Origin of the sequence: Paraburkholderia lebeckiae (assembly GCF_050436225.1) — a bacterium.
GTDB classification, from domain to species: Bacteria; Pseudomonadota; Gammaproteobacteria; order Burkholderiales; family Burkholderiaceae; genus Paraburkholderia; species Paraburkholderia tuberum.
Genome location: NZ_JBNDLU010000001.1, coordinates 160,465 through 175,814, shown reverse-complemented (window position 1 = coordinate 175,814; position 15,350 = coordinate 160,465). Strand labels below are relative to the sequence as shown.

Below are 15,350 nucleotides of genomic sequence, written 5' to 3'. Positions count from 1 at the left end.
GAAGCGCTATCAGCCCGGCGACTGAGCGCATCCATACGCGGCCAGGAACACGTCAACCGCTCTGTGAACGACTTTCGTGACGTTGCGCGGCGTCGTGTCCGCCGGCACGCCCAACAGGCAAAGCTCCACCAACTCCGCTTCGCACAGCGCCCGAAGATGCGCTGCCGCGACGGCCGGGTCACGCTTGCGCAACTGGCCGGTCTCGCTTGACTGCTGCAGGAACTCAGTCACCATTTGCCAGCCGACCTTCAGTCCACGTTCGTAAAACAACGCTTCCACTGCATGCCATCGGCGCGGTCATTGCCAAGGTCAGACGAACCCGCCACGCGATACCCTGATTTGATTACCGCTGTGGCGCGTTTCCGAGAGGCGTCTGAAAAGAGCCATGCCGAGGCCACCGATGACATGACAATCTTCGCCGTGGGGCTCACATCCTCGTTCAGTGCAGACAGTTTCCGGCAAAGATTCGGATGGTAGCCCCTGGACGGCTTACTGCTGCCGCGGCTGGCCGCGGCAGCGCTCGTCATCGTGTGGCTCAGCGTGAAGACCGCCGAATCAGCCGCGAGGCGGCTAGGTCGGGAAGTGGACCGGCTTGCTCATACCCGCATCGGACAACGCACACAACGCTACGGCCGACCAGTCGTGCGCGGCGCCCATCCCTTGCGAACGCAAGGTCAGGAAGCGGTCACGCACGAGGCTCGCCAACGGCAACGGCACACCCAGCGCCTCGGCGGCCGCCAGCATCAGACGGTTGTCCTTCTGGCCGAGCGGCAACGAAAAACCCGGCGGCTGGAACTGCTGGGACGCGATCAACGGGCCGTAGATCTTGTACGGCGGCGCGTTGAAGTTCGCGCTCGTCAGCAATTCGACGAGGCGCATCGGGTCGATGCCCGCCTTGCCGGCCACCGCACAGGCCTCGCCCAAAGTCTCGATGATCGCGGACAGCATGAAATTGCCGATCAGCTTCACAAGGTTCGCCTGCGAAGGATCCGTGCCGACGATGCCGACCGACTGTCCGAGTTGCTCAAGAAGCGGGACCGCGACGGTGAGATGCGTGTCCTCGCCCGCGGCCATGATGAAGAGCTTGCGCGCCGCAGCGGCGTCGGGCCGTCCGAATACCGGTGCGGACACGAAAGGGAGCTCCGCTTCGCGGTAGCGCGCCGCGTGATCCTGCGCGGCCGCCACGCTAATCGTGCTCATCGAGATATGCAGCGCGCCCGGTCGCAGCGCGCTAGCAATACCGGCCTCGCCGAACGTGACGGCGGCATGCGCGGCATCGTCGGCGACCATCGTGAAAACGACGTCAGCCGACTCCGCGGCGTGCGCCGGGCTTGCGGCGACCCGTGCGCCAGCGGCGCGCAAAGGCTCCGCCCTCGCGGCCGTGCGGTTGAAAACATGCACCTCATGCCCCGACTCGATCAGGTTCATCGCAATTGCGGCGCCCATCGAGCCAAGACCTACGAATCCAATCTTCATGGTGATAATCCAGGAGAACAGTCAAGCGGACACGGGATCGCTCAGACTGCAAGTTGATAGACCTGGCGGCTGACTTCGAGCGTCACGTTGCCATGCTCGCCCAACGCCGTCATCCCGTGCTCTTCAAGTTTGTTGATCAGCGTGCCGATGGAGCTGCCGTCAATCTGATAGTCGCGCAACCGGGTCCCGAGCGACATGCGCTCGAAGAACACGCGGGTTGCGGTGATCGCCGCGTTGATGCGCTCGTCCTCGCTACCCTCGGTAATGTTCCAGACGCGCTCCGCGTATTGCAGCAGCTTGGCGTGCTTCTGTTGCCGTCGCACGCTCAGCATGGCCGGCAGCACGATCGCGAGCGTCTGCGCATGATCGAGCCCGTGCAGCGCGGTGATTTCGTGGCCGAGCATGTGAGTCGCCCAGTCCTGCGGCACGCCTGCGCCGATCAGGCCGTTGAGCGCGAGCGTCGCGGTCCACATGAGGTTGGCGCGCACGGCATAGTTGTGCGGCTCGGCAAGCGCCTGCGGACCCACTTCGGTCAGCGTGATCAACAGCCCTTCAGCAAAGCGGTCCTGCACTTTCGCATCGACCGGATAGGTCAGGTACTGCTCGACGACATGAACGAATGCGTCGACGACGCCGTTGGCGATCTGCCGCGGCGGCAGCGAGTAGGTCGTGACCGGATCGAGCACGGAAAATCGCGGATAGGTTGCATCGCTGCGAAACGGCAGCTTGTCGCCTTTCGCGCGATGGCTGATCACGCCGCCGTTGTTCATTTCGGAACCCGTGGCCGGCAACGTCAACACACTGCCGAACGGCATCGCGTCGCGCACTTCGACCTGTTTCGCGAGGATGTCCCACGGTTCGCCGTCGAACTTCAGTGCGGCCGCGATGAACTTCGTGCCGTCGATCACCGAGCCGCCGCCGACTGCGAGCAGAAAGTCGAGGTCGCGCTCACGTGCCAACTCGACCGCCTGCATCAAGGTTTCGTAGGTGGGATTGGGCTCGATGCCGCTGAACACGAAATAGGGGCGCTCGCCGAGCGCTGCCTGTACTTGCGCGAGCACGCCATTGCTCTTGATGCTGCCGCCGCCGCACGTGATCATCACGCGCGCGTTGGGCGGGACCTCCGTGTCGAGTGCGGCGATCTGGCCTTCGCCGAACAGAATGCGAGTTGGATTGTGGAACATGAAGTTTTGCATGGGAACCTTGCTTTCCTGCATTGATATGACCGGTCGTCTCAACTGCGGACAAACCGCGCACCGCAGAGCGACTGCGCGCCGCCCGGCGCGCCGACCTCGCTTACTGTTATTGCCAGGACTTGAAAAACAGATCGAACATCGAATGCACACAGGCCTTCAAAGGTTCGACCGAGTCCTCCAGCTTCATCCGCAACAGGCTGCCTTCCCACATGTTCCAGAAAAGGTCTGCCATTGCTTCAGCCGGAAGATCGCGGCGCACCGAACCGAACTCCTGTCCTCGGCGCAGGTACTCCGCACAACGCATGCGCCATTCGTCGACCGTCAGGCGCGCCGCACGACGGCACAGATCGCTCGACTGCGCGATTTCGCCGGCAAAATTGCCTAACAGGCATCCGCAACGATCTTCACAAGCCTCGTAGTCGGCCACCATGCGCTCGTAGATGCCGCGTAGCGCGAGCAGCGGATCAGGCACATCCGCTTCGATCGAATACTGCTGCCACTCTGCCGCCTGCTCGTCCGCGTAGTGACGCAGGATCGCCGCGCCAAACGCTTCCTTGCTGTCGAAGTAGTTGTAGAACGAACCCTTCGGCACGCCGGCGCGCGCAACGATGTCCTTCACGCCGGTGCCGTGATAACCGGTTTCGGCAAACAGCGCGACGCCGGCCTCCAGCAGCTTCTGGTGAAAGTCCGCGGTTCTGCGCACAGGTACTCCCATCGCCGCGCCTCAGGTTCGCCGCGTGGCGAGCTCGGCACCCTGACGCAAGGCTTCGAGGAGACTGCGCTCATCGGCAATGCCCTTGCCGGCGATGTCGAACGCCGTGCCGTGATCGACCGAGGTGCGGATCACATCCAGACCGACCGTCACATTGACACCCGCCTCCAGCCCAAGAACTTTGACCGGACCGTGACCCTGATCGTGATACATCGCGACCACCAGGTCGAAATCGCCGCGTCCAGCGCGGAAGAAAAGCGTGTCGGCAGGCAACGGACCTTCAATGTCCCAGCCTCGCTCGCGAAGACGCTGCACCGCGGGAACGATCTTTTCTCCTTCCTCGCCGTAACCGAACAGGCCGTTCTCCCCCGCATGCGGATTGATGCCGCACACGGCGATGCGCGGATTGGCGATGCCGGCCTTCACGAGCGTCGCATGACCGCGTTCGATCGTGCGCTGCACGAGGCCCGGCTCGATCTTGCGAATCGCATCGATGATGCCAATGTGCGTGGTCACGTGAATCACGCGCAATTTAGGCGCGACGAGCATCATCGAGACTTCGTCGATGCCGGTGAGATATGCGAGCATCTCGGTGTGGCCAGGATACTTGTGACCGCCAGCGTGAAGCGCCTCCTTGTTCAAGGGTGCCGTGCAGATCGCGTCGATCTCGCCGGCTTTTGCCAGCTCGACCGCGCGCGCAATGTAGCGGTAGGCGGCGTCGCCCGCGAGTGCCGACAGCTTGCCAAATGGCAGGTCGACGGGAATCAGCGCGAGGTCGATACACTCGATGGTCCCCGACTCATAGCGGGCCTCCGACGCGTTCTCGATACGACGCACCGTGGCGCTACCGCCGAGAATCTCATTCGCGCGTTCCAGGCGTGCCGCATCGCCGATGACAAGCGGGCGGCACTGCTGATAGACCGACTCGTGCGTCAGGCTCTTGACCACGATCTCGGGACCCACGCCGGCTGCGTCGCCCATCGTGATGCCGATGACAGGAAGGTAGTTGCTCATAGTGTTTTGGCTGAATTCCGTGGGCTCGTGTTGCAAGCCGTTGAGGGTGTGGAGGGGCCGGCCGGGCTGCTGACTTCCGGCCCGCCGTGCGCGGAGTCGGTCGCGCTCCTCAGATGAAGGTAAGCGCCGTACAGCGCATGCGCGCTGCCGAATGCGCCGGCCTTGGTGACAATCCTGAGGTGCTCGCGGCCATGCGGACGCGCTACCGCGACGCCCGGCTCGATCTCCGACAGCAATTGCAAACTGGCGATACCGACCGCGCTCAGCATCGCGCGCGCAGTTTCGCCGCCGGTGGCGATCAGTCCGCTGAGATGCGCAAACGATGGCGCAACGAGCGCCGCCAGCGCCTTCGACAGGTGCGCACCTTCGGCCGGATTGAACGCTTCGTCGCGCCCGATTCGCAGCAGCAGATCGGTGCGTTCGCCAAGGTGAGCGGCCACGCGGGCCTGCCAGCCCGGCCATTGCGGATGCCGCTCGGCGTCTCGCAGCAAGGCGGGCGGCACCACGAACTCGGCGATGCCCGCACGCTCGCGCAGCATCGCGCATTGCTGCTCCGAGACCGCCGAGAGGCTGCCGACCAGAATCAGCACCGCGCCGTCCTGCCGGTGCATCTGCGGCGCCGCCGCGTTTTGGTCCGGCGCGGGCGAGGAATGGCTGCTCACCAAAGCCAGCTCGCGAGCCAGTCCGCCGGAGCCGACCCAGAAGAACGCGCCGTCGAGCGACGCCGTGGCCTCGGCGAGCGCCCTGAGGTCCGCATCGGTTTGCGCATCGACGACCAGCGCCTGCACGCCGCCGCGCATCACCGCGCCAAGCGTCTCGCGCAATGTCCGCCGATCGCCGCGCAGCGCCGCTACCGTCAGCAGCGCCGTGGTGAGGCCCGCGGACTCCAGCATCGTCGCGAGATCGGCAGAACGTTCAGCGTGTTCGAGCTGCCAGGTTTCGGTCTCTTCGAGCGGAATGCCGTGCACGAAGACCCGGCCGTCACTCACAGTACGCCCGGTTGCCGGGTAAGCCGGCGCGACAATGGCGAGCCCCGCGAGCGGCTGCAAGCCGGCGACTTCGGCGGCCCAGTTGCCGCGCAAGGTGGAATCGATTTTTTTGTACAACCGGCAGGCCGGCGCGCCGTATACCTGCCACGCCGCGCCCGTGCAACGTGCCGCGTCAGCGGGCGACATACGGCGCGTGTCAGTATCCACCGCGATCACTTCGGCGTGCGGTATCGCCTGCGCCGCCGTGAGGCTCACCGCCGTGCGCAGACCAGCAGCGGCGAAGGCAATCGCGCAATCGGCGGCGCCGGACAGGTCGTCGGCGACGATCAGAAGTTTACTCATGCTCAACGTGTCGCTCCGACGGTCGAGTTGCTCGCTTCCGTGCGCGTGGCGACACGCTTTGCGACAGCCGCGGTGAGTATGGGCGAGACGATGGCCGTCACGACCACGCACGCGGCAACCAGCAGCGTCGCACTTTTGGCGGCTTCAGCGTAGACCGGATTGGCCGCGGCGATCAGCGCCGGCACCGCCGCGCCGTTGCCCGCCGTGTTGGCGGCCGCCACCCCAGCGACACCCGTGCCGCCCGTCAGCCGATCGGTCAGGTAAAGGGGAATGCCCGTGACGATCACCACGGCAATGCCGAGGCCGATGCCCAGCAGGCCCGCTTGCCATACCTTGTGCAGGTCGAGGCTCGCACCGAGCGCCAACGCGAAGAACGGAATCATGACCGGCACGGCGCGGCCAAGAAAGGCGCGCATTTCCCGGTCGAGATTGCCCAGCAGCATGCCGGCCGCCAGCGGCAGGACGCTGCCGACCAGCGTCTGCCAGGGAAACGCCGAAAGCCCGGCCACGCCGAGCGTGACCATGGTGAGGAACGGGCCGGATTCGAGCGACATGATCGTGTACGCGCCGACGTCTTCAGATTTGCCATATTGCCCCATCAACGCCATGTAGAGGCCGCCGTTGGTGTCGTTCATCGCGGCGACCACCGCGAGCGTCGACATGCCGGCGAACAGTCCGGAGGAGACGGGCATCTCGCCAAGAAAATGGCCCAGCACGAAACCGACGACAATCGCCGTCCCCACCTTCGCGGCAAACAGCGCGCCGCCCTTCTTCAGCAGATAGGGCGTCGCCTTGATATCGATGGACGAGCCCATGCACACGTAGAACACAGCAAGGATAGGCAACGCACCCGTAAACAGCGCATTCGTGAAGGAGCCGAAGAATTTCGGCATGCCCGGCAGAAAGGTGGCGATGACTGCGCCGAGCAGGAGCGGGACGATCATCATTCCGCCGGGTACGCGTTCGATGGCGCGCTTGATGGGTAGTTGGGCCATAGTTGTCTCACGGTTGTTTGTGATCGATATGATCACTTTAATGATCTATTCAATCATTTATGAGTGTACGCCCGCCCCCCGCTTCGCGCAAATTTTTCTGGAATAACGTCTTTTTGCAGAGGGAATTTGGAAAATGATGGTGGCGATGGCTTTCGCCTGAATTGATCGATTCAATCAATTCAGTTAATTTGACGCAGCGGGCCTGCAGCCGCAGGCGGGCACATTCGCGCGGCGCACACCTGCCTGCCCCGCCCCATTGCCCCGCCAGCCCGTTTGATTACACTTACGCGATTCGACGCCTTTACACGGCGCACCACCCAGGCAAACCATCACCATGAAAGTTACGAACCGCCGCGAGGCAATGCTGCAGGCCGTCCTCTCCGGCATGACCGATGTCAGCGCGTTGTGCGAGCACTTCGGCATGTCCGAGGCGACGGTTCGCCGCGACCTGCGCGCGCTCGCCGACGAACGGCGCGTCGTGCGCACCTACGGAGGCGCGGCCGCTTCGCTCGGTATTCACGAACCCGAGGAATCGCTCGATAGCCGCCGCGAGAGTTTTCGCGAGCAAAAGGAGGCCATCGCGCGCGTGGCCGTGAGCCATGTGCAGGATGGCGACGCCATCTTTCTCGACGGCGGCACCACCACCGCGGCAATGGCACGTTTGCTCGCCGGCCGTCGCGAGGTTCGCGTTGTGACCAACAATCTGTTGGCCGTCAACACGCTCGCTGCGAGCGAAGTGCCCGTCACGCTGATCGGCGGCGATCTGCGTCCCACCAGCATGAGCACGCTCGGCCCGCTTGCGCAGCTTGCCTTGAGCCGCCTGTCGGTCGACAAGGCATTTCTCGGCGCGGACGGCGTGGTGGCTGACCGAGGCCTCTGCGAGGCGTCAGCGGAGCAGGCCTACCTGAAGGAATGCGTTATCAGGCAGGCTGCACAAGTCTTCGTACTGGTCACCTCGCACAAGCTGGACCGCGCAAGCCAGCAACACTGGACACCGCTCGAACGCGAGTGGACGCTCGTGACCGATGCCCGTCGCGACGCACCTGAGATGACCTCATTCCTGTTGCACGGCGAGGTGACCGTCGAGACGACGCGGTAGCATGGGCACATTGACTGCCAGGTATAACGGCTGCATCGAGTCGCTGTTCAACCCGGCCTGCGAGCAATGAAGTCAATTTCGACGAGCGCGTCACGCGCCAATCCGGTTACGCCGATACAGGTCCGCGCCGGCAATCTCCCAGTCGGAAAATAAGCTGCATAGACGGCGTTCATCGTCGCGTAATCCCGTTTGAATTCGGTCAGGAAAATCCGCGCCGAAAGGACATGTTCGAGGCCCAGATCCATCCCCTTCATCACCAGTATCAGATTGTCCATCACTCGTGTCGTCTGGGCGGCCACGCCTTCGGGAAGCGGTGCGTTGTCGTCCTCCGGCGACGTCGGCATCTGGCCGGTGAGAAACACCCAGCCGTCGTGCTCGGTTGCATGGGAGAAAGGGCCTACCGGTGTCGGGCCGCCCTCGACCATCCAGAATTTTGTAGATACATCCATTCGAGGTAACTCCGGAAAAAGGAAAGCACCGTGCGCACCGCTTCGGCAGACCGATCGCGCACGCACGACAAGATGATTATTCCGTGAACAAGGCCTTGCGGATGATCGCGTGCACACCCCAGTTGCCGTCGACGACCTGTGTCACACCAAAGTCGACTGCGACCGACATCAACGAGATTGCTTCGTCTTCGGTAAGGCCCTTGGTCGTCATCAGAAAGCGGCGCGTCTTGATGAACGCGTCACGCATCGCGAGATCCAGCGTCGACTTCTCGTAGACCTTGCTCTGCGCGTGCGTGCCGAATTCAGCCAGATAGTTGGCATGACTGAATCCATGCAGTACCCACTCGTCGGCGGTTTCGACGAGCGGATACGTGAGATCCGCGTACGGTTGGCCAGCCAAAGTCGCTCTCTTGTGCAATATCAGTTGGAACTCGCCGGTCAGCGAGCATTCGATCGCCGTCCCACATAGCTCGGAATCGCCCTGCGATGCGTGCGGATCCCCGACCGACAGCAATGCCCCGGGAACACCCACCGGCAGATAGACGCTCGCACCCTGCGCGACGCGCCAGTTGTCCAGGTTGCCGCCGAACGCGGACGGCGGAATCGAGTCGATGAGACCGTCCTGTTGCGGCGCGACCGCGATCAGACCGAAATGCGGGCGCACCGGAATCTTGACACCCTTGAGAATTCCATAATTTTCCTCAACGGTGGAATGATCGACCGGAACGCCCGGATAGTCGATGGTCGGATGCACGACACCGAACGGATCGCATTGCGGCGTCCAGCGGTAGTTGTAGACCGCGCGCGCAAAGGGCGTGCCCTGGTCCGGCCGGGGCTCTGCGTCGAGTTCATAAATCGTGACGACTTCGCGCGGTTTAGGCTCGGTCAACAATTCACGGTAATGGAAACCCCACCACGCGGCCGCATTGCTGCCGAACGCCCGCCCGCTGAATTGCGGATTCGCGCAGCGCCGCGGATGCACCTCGAGGATCCTGACTTCCAGTATGTCGCCCGGCTCGGCGCCACGTACCGCAATCGGGCCGGTGCAGATATGCACCCCAAACCCTTCGCCTGCGCCTCGACCGTAGATCGATGCGTCGATCGGTCCGGCGCCGCGCCGGTTCACGTTTTTGCGCTCGGCGGTCCAGTGGAACACGCTTTCAGCGCCTGGATCGCCGGCCACCATACGCGCCCAGTCGTCCGACGCATGCTGCGTCAGTGTCTCGATCGTCACGCTATCGCCGCTGTCGACTTCGAGCACCGGCTTCAGGTCGTGTGAGAAATAGCCCCAATGTACCGTGTTGGCCGTTGCACGCAACAGATGGTGGCGCGGCTTGCCGGACCGGCTGCTGATTGCCTGCCTCGAACCGGTTCGCGTGTCGACGGGGCGACTGGCCACGATCGCACCGTCAGCGTCGAGCGTTGCTTCCCGCGACGCGGTTTGCGCGGGAGCCAGCAGCGCATCCGTGTTGAGCGGCAATCCGCGCGAAATGCGCTGCACCACATGTCGAGCCAAATCGAGGCTCGCTTCATGACGGAAGGCGCGCGGCGACGTCTTGTACTGCTCGCGAAACGCACGGCTGAAATGCGCGGGATCGTTGAAGCCCCAACGAAAACAGATATCCGAAATCGACGTCTTTTCGTGGAGCGGATCGACGAGTTCGGCCCTGCAGCGTTCAAGGCGGCGCAGCCGCAAATACGTGGAGAAGTTCTGGCCGACAGTTTCAAACAGCTTTTGCAGGTAGCGCTGCGAGACGCGCTCCTCTGTGGCGAGACGCGCGAGGGTGATGTTGGGGTCGCCAAGCTGCGCATCGATACTGCGGCACACGCGCGAGAAGATGGCCGCCTGTGACGATGTCAGTCCGCTAATCGGCGTTTCGCGCTGTTGCACGGACAGAATCGCCACCAGAAACTCGACCAGCGCGAGTTCAAGCGGACGCAGGTCGTTGGCGGACAACGTCTCCACGCCTTCCGCAAGCGACGCAAGAAAACCGGAAAACACGTGCCCGACACCGGCATCTCCGGCGATCCGGCCGGCGTTCATCGACGATGCAAACAGCCGCCCCCTGATCGCCGAGCGCGGTACACGCGCGACAAAAGCGCGGAAATCGGTCGCGAAGAGCAGCGAGGCGCCTTCGCCCGACGGCAGAAAGACCAGGTCGTTCACTGCCAGAGGCTGACGTCCGCTGTTGGCCTGCAGCGTCGCCACACCGTCAAGGTGCAGCACGATCAGCACGCCGTCGCCACAGGCAGCATTTGGTTCGAGCGTCTGAGCCACCGACGCCAGCAGGCCCAGATCGAAACCGCCGGGCGACCTCTGCGCGACGATCATGCCACGCAACGCCCGCACAGAAGCAATCGCACCGCTACGCCACCCCATCGTGTCAAGCGCTTTAACCCACGCGCGAAGCCGTTCGGCCTCCGAATAGGACTCGGTAGTAAAGCGCAGCAAATCCAACGTTGACTCCAGAACAGACGCGCGTCGCACGAGCGCAACGCCCGCTACCCGAGGACAGATTCGACGAGCGGTACGGGTCGCCCAAAAAAGCAATAACCGCACCAATTCGGGTCGGGTGCATCGCGAGGGCGCGGCGGCCCGAGCGCCGGTGGCCGCCCGACCGCGATGATTGCGCGCCCAGGCACCAGCAACGCCCCTGTGCACTAACCTGACGCATACGGGACGCCCGCGCACACGCGCGGCGAATCGCCTGCGGCCCGAGCGGCACGTCTCAGCGGCCGGCGCCGCCGACAAAGACGTTCTTGCGAATTGATCCATGCACACCCCAATTGCCGTCGACCACCTGTGTGACGCCGAAATCCGCGGCGACCGACATCAGCGCAATGGCCTCATCCTCGCTTAGCCTGTGCACGGTCATCAGGAAACGGCGCAGCTTGCGGAACGCGTCGCGCATTGCCTTGTCGAGGCTCGCGTGCTGTGCCACCTCAGTCTGTCCGGCCGGGCCGAGATCCGCCAGGTAGTTGGCGAAAGTGAATCCGTACACCGACCATTGGTCGTCGGTTTCCAGCATCGGGTGCGTGAGGCCTTCGAGAATCGTGCCGCCGAGGTCATTCTTCTTGTGCAGCACGAACTCGAAGTCGCCGGTGAGCGAGGTTTCGATCGCCGTACCGCCAAGTTCACTGTCACCCTGCGCCGCATGAGGATCGCCGACAGAAAAGAATGCGCCTTCGACCGCGACCGGGTAATACATCCGCGCACCTTTTCCGACGCGCCAATCGTCGATATTGCCGCCGGTGTAGCTGGGCGGAATCGAGCTGACATAGTCGAGCTCCGCCGGCGCGAGCCCCATCGTGCCGAAATGCAGCCTGGCCGGCACCTTCACGTTCGGCAGGATGTTCTCGCGTTTGTTCACCAGCGTAGGGTCGACCTTGACGCCCGGGTAATCGATCATCGCGTGGACCACGCCGTCCGGGTCGGTTTGCGGCGTCCACACGTAGTTGTAGACCGCACGCGCAAATGGCTCGCCCGAGGTATCGAGCTCGAAGATCGTCACGACTTCACGGGGCTTCGGCTCCTCGATGAGATCGTGGTAATGAAAGCCCCACGATGCGGCGACATTCGAACCGAAACAACGGCCGCGATAGCACGCATTGCAGCTCGGCCGCGGGCGCACGTCGAGAATTCGCACTTCGAGCACGTCGCCCGGCTCGGCCCCTTCGATCGCGACCGGCCCGGTCAGCAGATGCACGCCGACACCTTCGCCCGAGCCGAGCGTAAACGGTCCATCGGCTGGCCCCGCGCCCCGGCGCGGCATGGCCTTGTGCTCGCGGGTCCACTGAAAGATGCTTTCGGCGCCGGGGTCGCCCGCGACCATCCGTTCGTGGTCGTCGTTCGCATGGTGGGTCAGCGTCTCGATGGTGACCCGGTCGCCGGAACGCAGCGTCAACGCGGGCGCGACCTGTTTGCTGAAGTAACCCCAGTGAACCGTTTCAGGCGAAACCGGGAGTGTATGGTGCTTCATGTCTGTTCGAACCTCGTAAGACGCCCGGCACGAACGGCCGGGCGATGCTGAATGGCGTGCGCCGTCAAGACGCGACTTCGAGCCGGTCGTCCGCGCCCATCACGCTCAGGAATCGAGCTGTCAATGGATGGCGCGGCTGGGTGAGCACTTCATGCGTGGGTCCCTGTTCGACCACCGCGCCGCCGCTCATGAACACGACACGATCGGCGACCTGATCGGCAAAGCGCAACTGGTGCGTGGAGATGATCATGGTCAGGCCGCCTTCGTCCACGAGCCGCTGAATCACGTCGAGTACCTCGCCGACGAGTTCGGGGTCGAGCGCGGAGGTCGGTTCGTCGAGCAGCAGCACGCGAGGATTCGGCGCCAGCGCGCGGGCAATCGCGACGCGCTGCTGCTGGCCGCCCGACAGATGTCGCGGCAACGCATCCGCGCGATGACTGAGGCCGACGCGTTCGAGCAGTTCGCGCGCGCGGCGCTCGGCGTCGGCCGGTGGCATCCCGTGCACCCAGCGCAGCGGCCCGGCGATGTTCTCGCATGCCGTCAGATGGCTAAATAGATTGAAATGCTGGAACACCATGCCGACGCCGGCACTCGCTCGCTCGTTGGCGAGGTCGCCCTGTGTCATTGGCTGACCGTCAACCCGAAACCCGATGCGCTTGCCGCCGATACGGATTTCGCCGGCATCCCACTGCTCCAGGTGATTGATACAGCGCAGCAGCGTGCTTTTGCCCGATCCGCTCGGCCCGAGCAGCGCAATGACCTCGCCGAAGCGGACCGTGAGGTCGAAGCCGTCGAGCACCGTCTGCTTGCCGTAACGCTTGCTCAGCCCTTTCACCTGCACCGCCGCTTTCTGCGTCTGCAATAGCTCGTAGCGGCTTGCGCGCTCCGCATGGGCCTTGCGCGCAACCGGCACGGGCGCGGCGTCGAGCGGCGCACCGACGGATAGCGTCGCGCTTGCGGCGGAGGGCTCCACGGCGAGCGCGGCGCGGCGCCACGGCAGCAGTCGCGCAAAGCGTCCGGACGGACTGCGATCGAGATCGAGCGCGGTTTCGGCGAATAGCTGGATCGCGGCAATCAAGCCGGTCAGCACGAGATACATCAGCCCGGACGCAAAGAAGATCGAGAAGAAATCAAACGTCGACGACGCGAGTTGCGTGCTGCGCAAGGTCAGTTCGTCGACCGCGATCACGGAGGCCAGCGACGAGTTCTTCAACGCGCTGACCGATTCGTTGCCGAGCGCCGGCACCATGGTGCGGATCGCCTGCGGCGCGATCACACGGCGCAGCAACACGGTCGGCGTCATGCCGAGCGCCTGCGCCGCAAGAACTTGCCCACGGTCGACGCCGAGCACGCCGGAGCGCAGGATTTCCGCGATGAACGGCCCCTCGTTCGCCGCAAGCGCGAGACCCGCGGCGCCCATCGCGCTCAACTTCAAACCGATGTGCGGCAGCGCGTCGTACGCGAACACGAGTTGCAGGATCAGCGGCGTTCCGCGAAAAATCACCGTGTAGCCGCGCGCGATGACGGCAAGCGGCCCCACCTTGCTCAGTTGCATGCTCGCGAGCACCAGTCCCACGATCAGACCGCCAGCCAGCCCGAGGAGCGTGACTGCGATGGTGAAGCCGATGCCGCTTAACAGATACGGCAGGCCGACATAGTGCAGGAACAAATTCATCAGTTCGAGGCAATCAGCTTGGGAGTTTCGAGATTTTCAGCACCAAGCGACCACTTCTTCAGCAGCTCGGTCTGGGTGCCGGACTTCTGGATCGCGACGAGCGCCGCCATTACCGCCGCGCGCATTGCCGGATTCGTTTTAGGTACGCCGATACCAATCGAATACGGCAGTGTCACCGCATTGGCCTTTTCGAGCTGGCCCGGATACGCCTTGACCGCCTGGTCCACCGTATTGACGTCGTTGATGTAGGTATCGGCGCGGCCTGAGAGAATCGCCTGGATTGCGTTCGCGTTGTTGTCGTACAGCTGCACGGCAGCTTCCGGCTTGTTCGCCGCCTTGCAAGCCGGTGCGAGCTTCTGGATCAGCGGCACTTCGACGTAGCCGGTGTTCTCCGCAGCGGTCGTGCCGCACATCGTCTGGTTGATGCCGCTGATTTTCTTCGGATTGCCCTTCGCAACCAGCACGCCGTCGAACACTTTCGAATAGGTGATGAAGTCTGCCGCCTTCGCGCGCTCCTCGGTCGCATAGATATCGGAGATCACGATGTCGGCCTGACCGCTTTGCAGCGTCGCCAGCAGCGCCGAGAACGCGACAGGCTTGTACGCCATCTTGAAGCCGAGGCAATTGCCGATCGCCTCGCCGAGATCGATGTCGAAGCCGATGTATTTCGTCGGATCGTTCGGGTCCAGCGCTTCGTAACCCGGCGTGTGCGGGTTGATCGCGTTGATCAGCGTCTTGCCCTTGAATTGCGGGTATTTCGCCTGCAACGCGGCGCACTCGGCGGGCACCGGCGCGGCGGCTTGAGCGTGACCCGACATCAGCAGCGCCAGCAGACTGGCAGCGCCGACAAACAGCTCGCGCCAGCGGCGGCCAAAACCGCCTGCGCGCGGCATGCCACGTCCATGACCGACAATATTTGTGTTCATCCCCATACTCCTGAACGGCAGATGTCAAAGGCCCACCCTATGTACGCCTCGTTGCATCGCACGAAACCAAGGGTAGGTGAACGAAATTCCGTGGACTTGTTCCAGCGCGCCCAAATGCTTGCACGGGCGCGAAGCAGGACATCAGCGCCGCGAGCGGGTCGATGCTGTCGCACGCCCAGTCGAGTCGGCAGCGCGCCCGGCAAGCTGGACGCTTCGACTGCCGGGCGCAATGCGTCGTACTCAATGCGATGACGCCGTCCCCGCCTGCAGCGTGGCGGCAGGTATTTGCGCTTCGCGCGGGAAGTAGCACGGCGGCGATTTGACGTGCACTTGCTGATTGCCACAGGGCAGGCCCGCATAGTCGACGGTCCGGGTTGTCGCAGTCTGCGCAAGCGGCGCACGGTGAGCCTGTGCCGACGAATAGGCGCAGCCGTTCAGCAGAGCGACGAAGATCAGGCCAATGAGAGTTCGTATCATGAGGAATGTGTCGCGTGGTC

General features: G+C 63.7%; 14 protein-coding genes. 1 reads left to right on the top strand and 13 read right to left on the bottom strand.

Annotated elements, in window-relative coordinates:
- Window positions 1-9: 9 nt before the first annotated feature.
- The 7 genes from OKW45_RS00785 to OKW45_RS00755 all read right to left on the bottom strand — a co-directional run bounded on the left by OKW45_RS00785 (window position 10) and on the right by OKW45_RS00755 (window position 6,724).
- Window positions 10-270 carry a TetR/AcrR family transcriptional regulator C-terminal domain-containing protein gene (locus tag OKW45_RS00785; protein WP_239499248.1) on the bottom strand — a complete coding sequence of 87 codons (261 nt, stop codon included), beginning with the start codon at window positions 268-270 and terminating at the stop codon, window positions 10-12.
- 300 nt (window positions 271-570) lie between these two features.
- A complete protein-coding gene (locus tag OKW45_RS00780; protein WP_018424401.1) occupies window positions 571-1,476 on the bottom strand; it encodes an NAD(P)-dependent oxidoreductase in 906 nt (301 codons plus the stop codon).
- Between the two features lie 41 nt (window positions 1,477-1,517).
- On the bottom strand, window positions 1,518-2,672 hold the full coding sequence (gene yqhD, locus OKW45_RS00775; RefSeq protein WP_429465249.1) for an alcohol dehydrogenase: 1,155 nt from the start codon (window positions 2,670-2,672) through the stop codon (window positions 1,518-1,520).
- 106 nt (window positions 2,673-2,778) lie between these two features.
- On the bottom strand, window positions 2,779-3,375 hold the full coding sequence (locus tag OKW45_RS00770) for a TetR/AcrR family transcriptional regulator (RefSeq protein ID WP_429465247.1): 597 nt from the start codon (window positions 3,373-3,375) through the stop codon (window positions 2,779-2,781).
- Window positions 3,376-3,396: 21 nt separating this feature from the next.
- Window positions 3,397-4,398: a 4-hydroxythreonine-4-phosphate dehydrogenase PdxA gene (gene pdxA, locus OKW45_RS00765; protein WP_018424398.1), complete on the bottom strand. Its 1,002-nt coding sequence runs from the start codon at window positions 4,396-4,398 to the stop codon at window positions 3,397-3,399.
- Window positions 4,395-5,729, bottom strand: a complete 1,335-nt coding sequence (locus OKW45_RS00760; RefSeq protein ID WP_429465245.1) for a four-carbon acid sugar kinase family protein — start codon at window positions 5,727-5,729, stop codon at window positions 4,395-4,397. The genes pdxA and OKW45_RS00760 overlap by 4 nt, the downstream gene beginning before the upstream one ends.
- A 2-nt stretch (window positions 5,730-5,731) precedes the next feature.
- Window positions 5,732-6,724 carry a 2-keto-3-deoxygluconate permease gene (locus OKW45_RS00755; RefSeq protein ID WP_429465243.1) on the bottom strand — a complete coding sequence of 331 codons (993 nt, stop codon included), beginning with the start codon at window positions 6,722-6,724 and terminating at the stop codon, window positions 5,732-5,734.
- A gap of 334 nt (window positions 6,725-7,058) precedes the next feature.
- On the opposite strand from OKW45_RS00755, the gene OKW45_RS00750 reads away from it, so the two are divergent.
- Window positions 7,059-7,823, top strand: coding sequence for a DeoR/GlpR family DNA-binding transcription regulator (locus OKW45_RS00750; RefSeq protein ID WP_429465241.1), 765 nt, complete (start codon window positions 7,059-7,061; stop codon window positions 7,821-7,823).
- 47 nt (window positions 7,824-7,870) lie between these two features.
- Here the strand turns inward: OKW45_RS00750 and OKW45_RS00745 are convergent, their stop codons facing one another.
- From OKW45_RS00745 to OKW45_RS00720, 6 genes are all read right to left on the bottom strand, one after another.
- A complete protein-coding gene (locus OKW45_RS00745; protein WP_184006966.1) occupies window positions 7,871-8,272 on the bottom strand; it encodes a RidA family protein in 402 nt (133 codons plus the stop codon).
- A 76-nt stretch (window positions 8,273-8,348) separates the two neighbouring features.
- Window positions 8,349-10,730, bottom strand: coding sequence for an acetamidase/formamidase family protein (locus OKW45_RS00740; protein ID WP_429465239.1), 2,382 nt, complete (start codon window positions 10,728-10,730; stop codon window positions 8,349-8,351).
- Window positions 10,731-11,001: 271 nt separating this feature from the next.
- The gene (locus tag OKW45_RS00735; protein WP_429465237.1) at window positions 11,002-12,252 is read right to left on the bottom strand and encodes an acetamidase/formamidase family protein; all 1,251 of its coding nucleotides are present in this window, start codon (window positions 12,250-12,252) and stop codon (window positions 11,002-11,004) included.
- 64 nt (window positions 12,253-12,316) lie between these two features.
- Complete coding sequence (locus OKW45_RS00730; RefSeq protein WP_184006969.1) at window positions 12,317-13,927, bottom strand: amino acid ABC transporter permease/ATP-binding protein; 1,611 nt, start codon at window positions 13,925-13,927, stop codon at window positions 12,317-12,319.
- Window positions 13,927-14,853 carry an ABC transporter substrate-binding protein gene (locus OKW45_RS00725; RefSeq protein WP_429465235.1) on the bottom strand — a complete coding sequence of 309 codons (927 nt, stop codon included), beginning with the start codon at window positions 14,851-14,853 and terminating at the stop codon, window positions 13,927-13,929. Before OKW45_RS00725 ends, OKW45_RS00730 begins: the two co-directional genes overlap by 1 nt.
- A gap of 240 nt (window positions 14,854-15,093) precedes the next feature.
- Window positions 15,094-15,330: a hypothetical protein gene (locus OKW45_RS00720; RefSeq protein ID WP_018424388.1), complete on the bottom strand. Its 237-nt coding sequence runs from the start codon at window positions 15,328-15,330 to the stop codon at window positions 15,094-15,096.
- Window positions 15,331-15,350 lie beyond the last annotated feature (20 nt).

Bases quoted from the DNA above. Each gene is read 5' to 3' on its own strand.
- OKW45_RS00780 (WP_018424401.1), bottom strand. From the start codon at position 1,476: ATGAAGATTGGATTCGTAGGTCTTGGCTCGATGGGCGCCGCAATTGCG.
- yqhD (WP_429465249.1), bottom strand. From the start codon at position 2,672: ATGCAAAACTTCATGTTCCACAATCCAACTCGCATTCTGTTCGGCGAA.
- pdxA (WP_018424398.1), bottom strand. From the start codon at position 4,398: ATGAGCAACTACCTTCCTGTCATCGGCATCACGATGGGCGACGCAGCC.
- OKW45_RS00760 (WP_429465245.1), bottom strand. From the start codon at position 5,729: ATGAGTAAACTTCTGATCGTCGCCGACGACCTGTCCGGCGCCGCCGAT.
- OKW45_RS00755 (WP_429465243.1), bottom strand. From the start codon at position 6,724: ATGGCCCAACTACCCATCAAGCGCGCCATCGAACGCGTACCCGGCGGA.
- OKW45_RS00750 (WP_429465241.1), top strand. From the start codon at position 7,059: ATGAAAGTTACGAACCGCCGCGAGGCAATGCTGCAGGCCGTCCTCTCC.
- OKW45_RS00745 (WP_184006966.1), bottom strand. From the start codon at position 8,272: ATGGATGTATCTACAAAATTCTGGATGGTCGAGGGCGGCCCGACACCG.
- OKW45_RS00735 (WP_429465237.1), bottom strand. From the start codon at position 12,252: ATGAAGCACCATACACTCCCGGTTTCGCCTGAAACGGTTCACTGGGGT.
- OKW45_RS00730 (WP_184006969.1), bottom strand. From the start codon at position 13,927: ATGAATTTGTTCCTGCACTATGTCGGCCTGCCGTATCTGTTAAGCGGC.
- OKW45_RS00725 (WP_429465235.1), bottom strand. From the start codon at position 14,853: ATGAACACAAATATTGTCGGTCATGGACGTGGCATGCCGCGCGCAGGC.
- OKW45_RS00720 (WP_018424388.1), bottom strand. From the start codon at position 15,330: ATGATACGAACTCTCATTGGCCTGATCTTCGTCGCTCTGCTGAACGGC.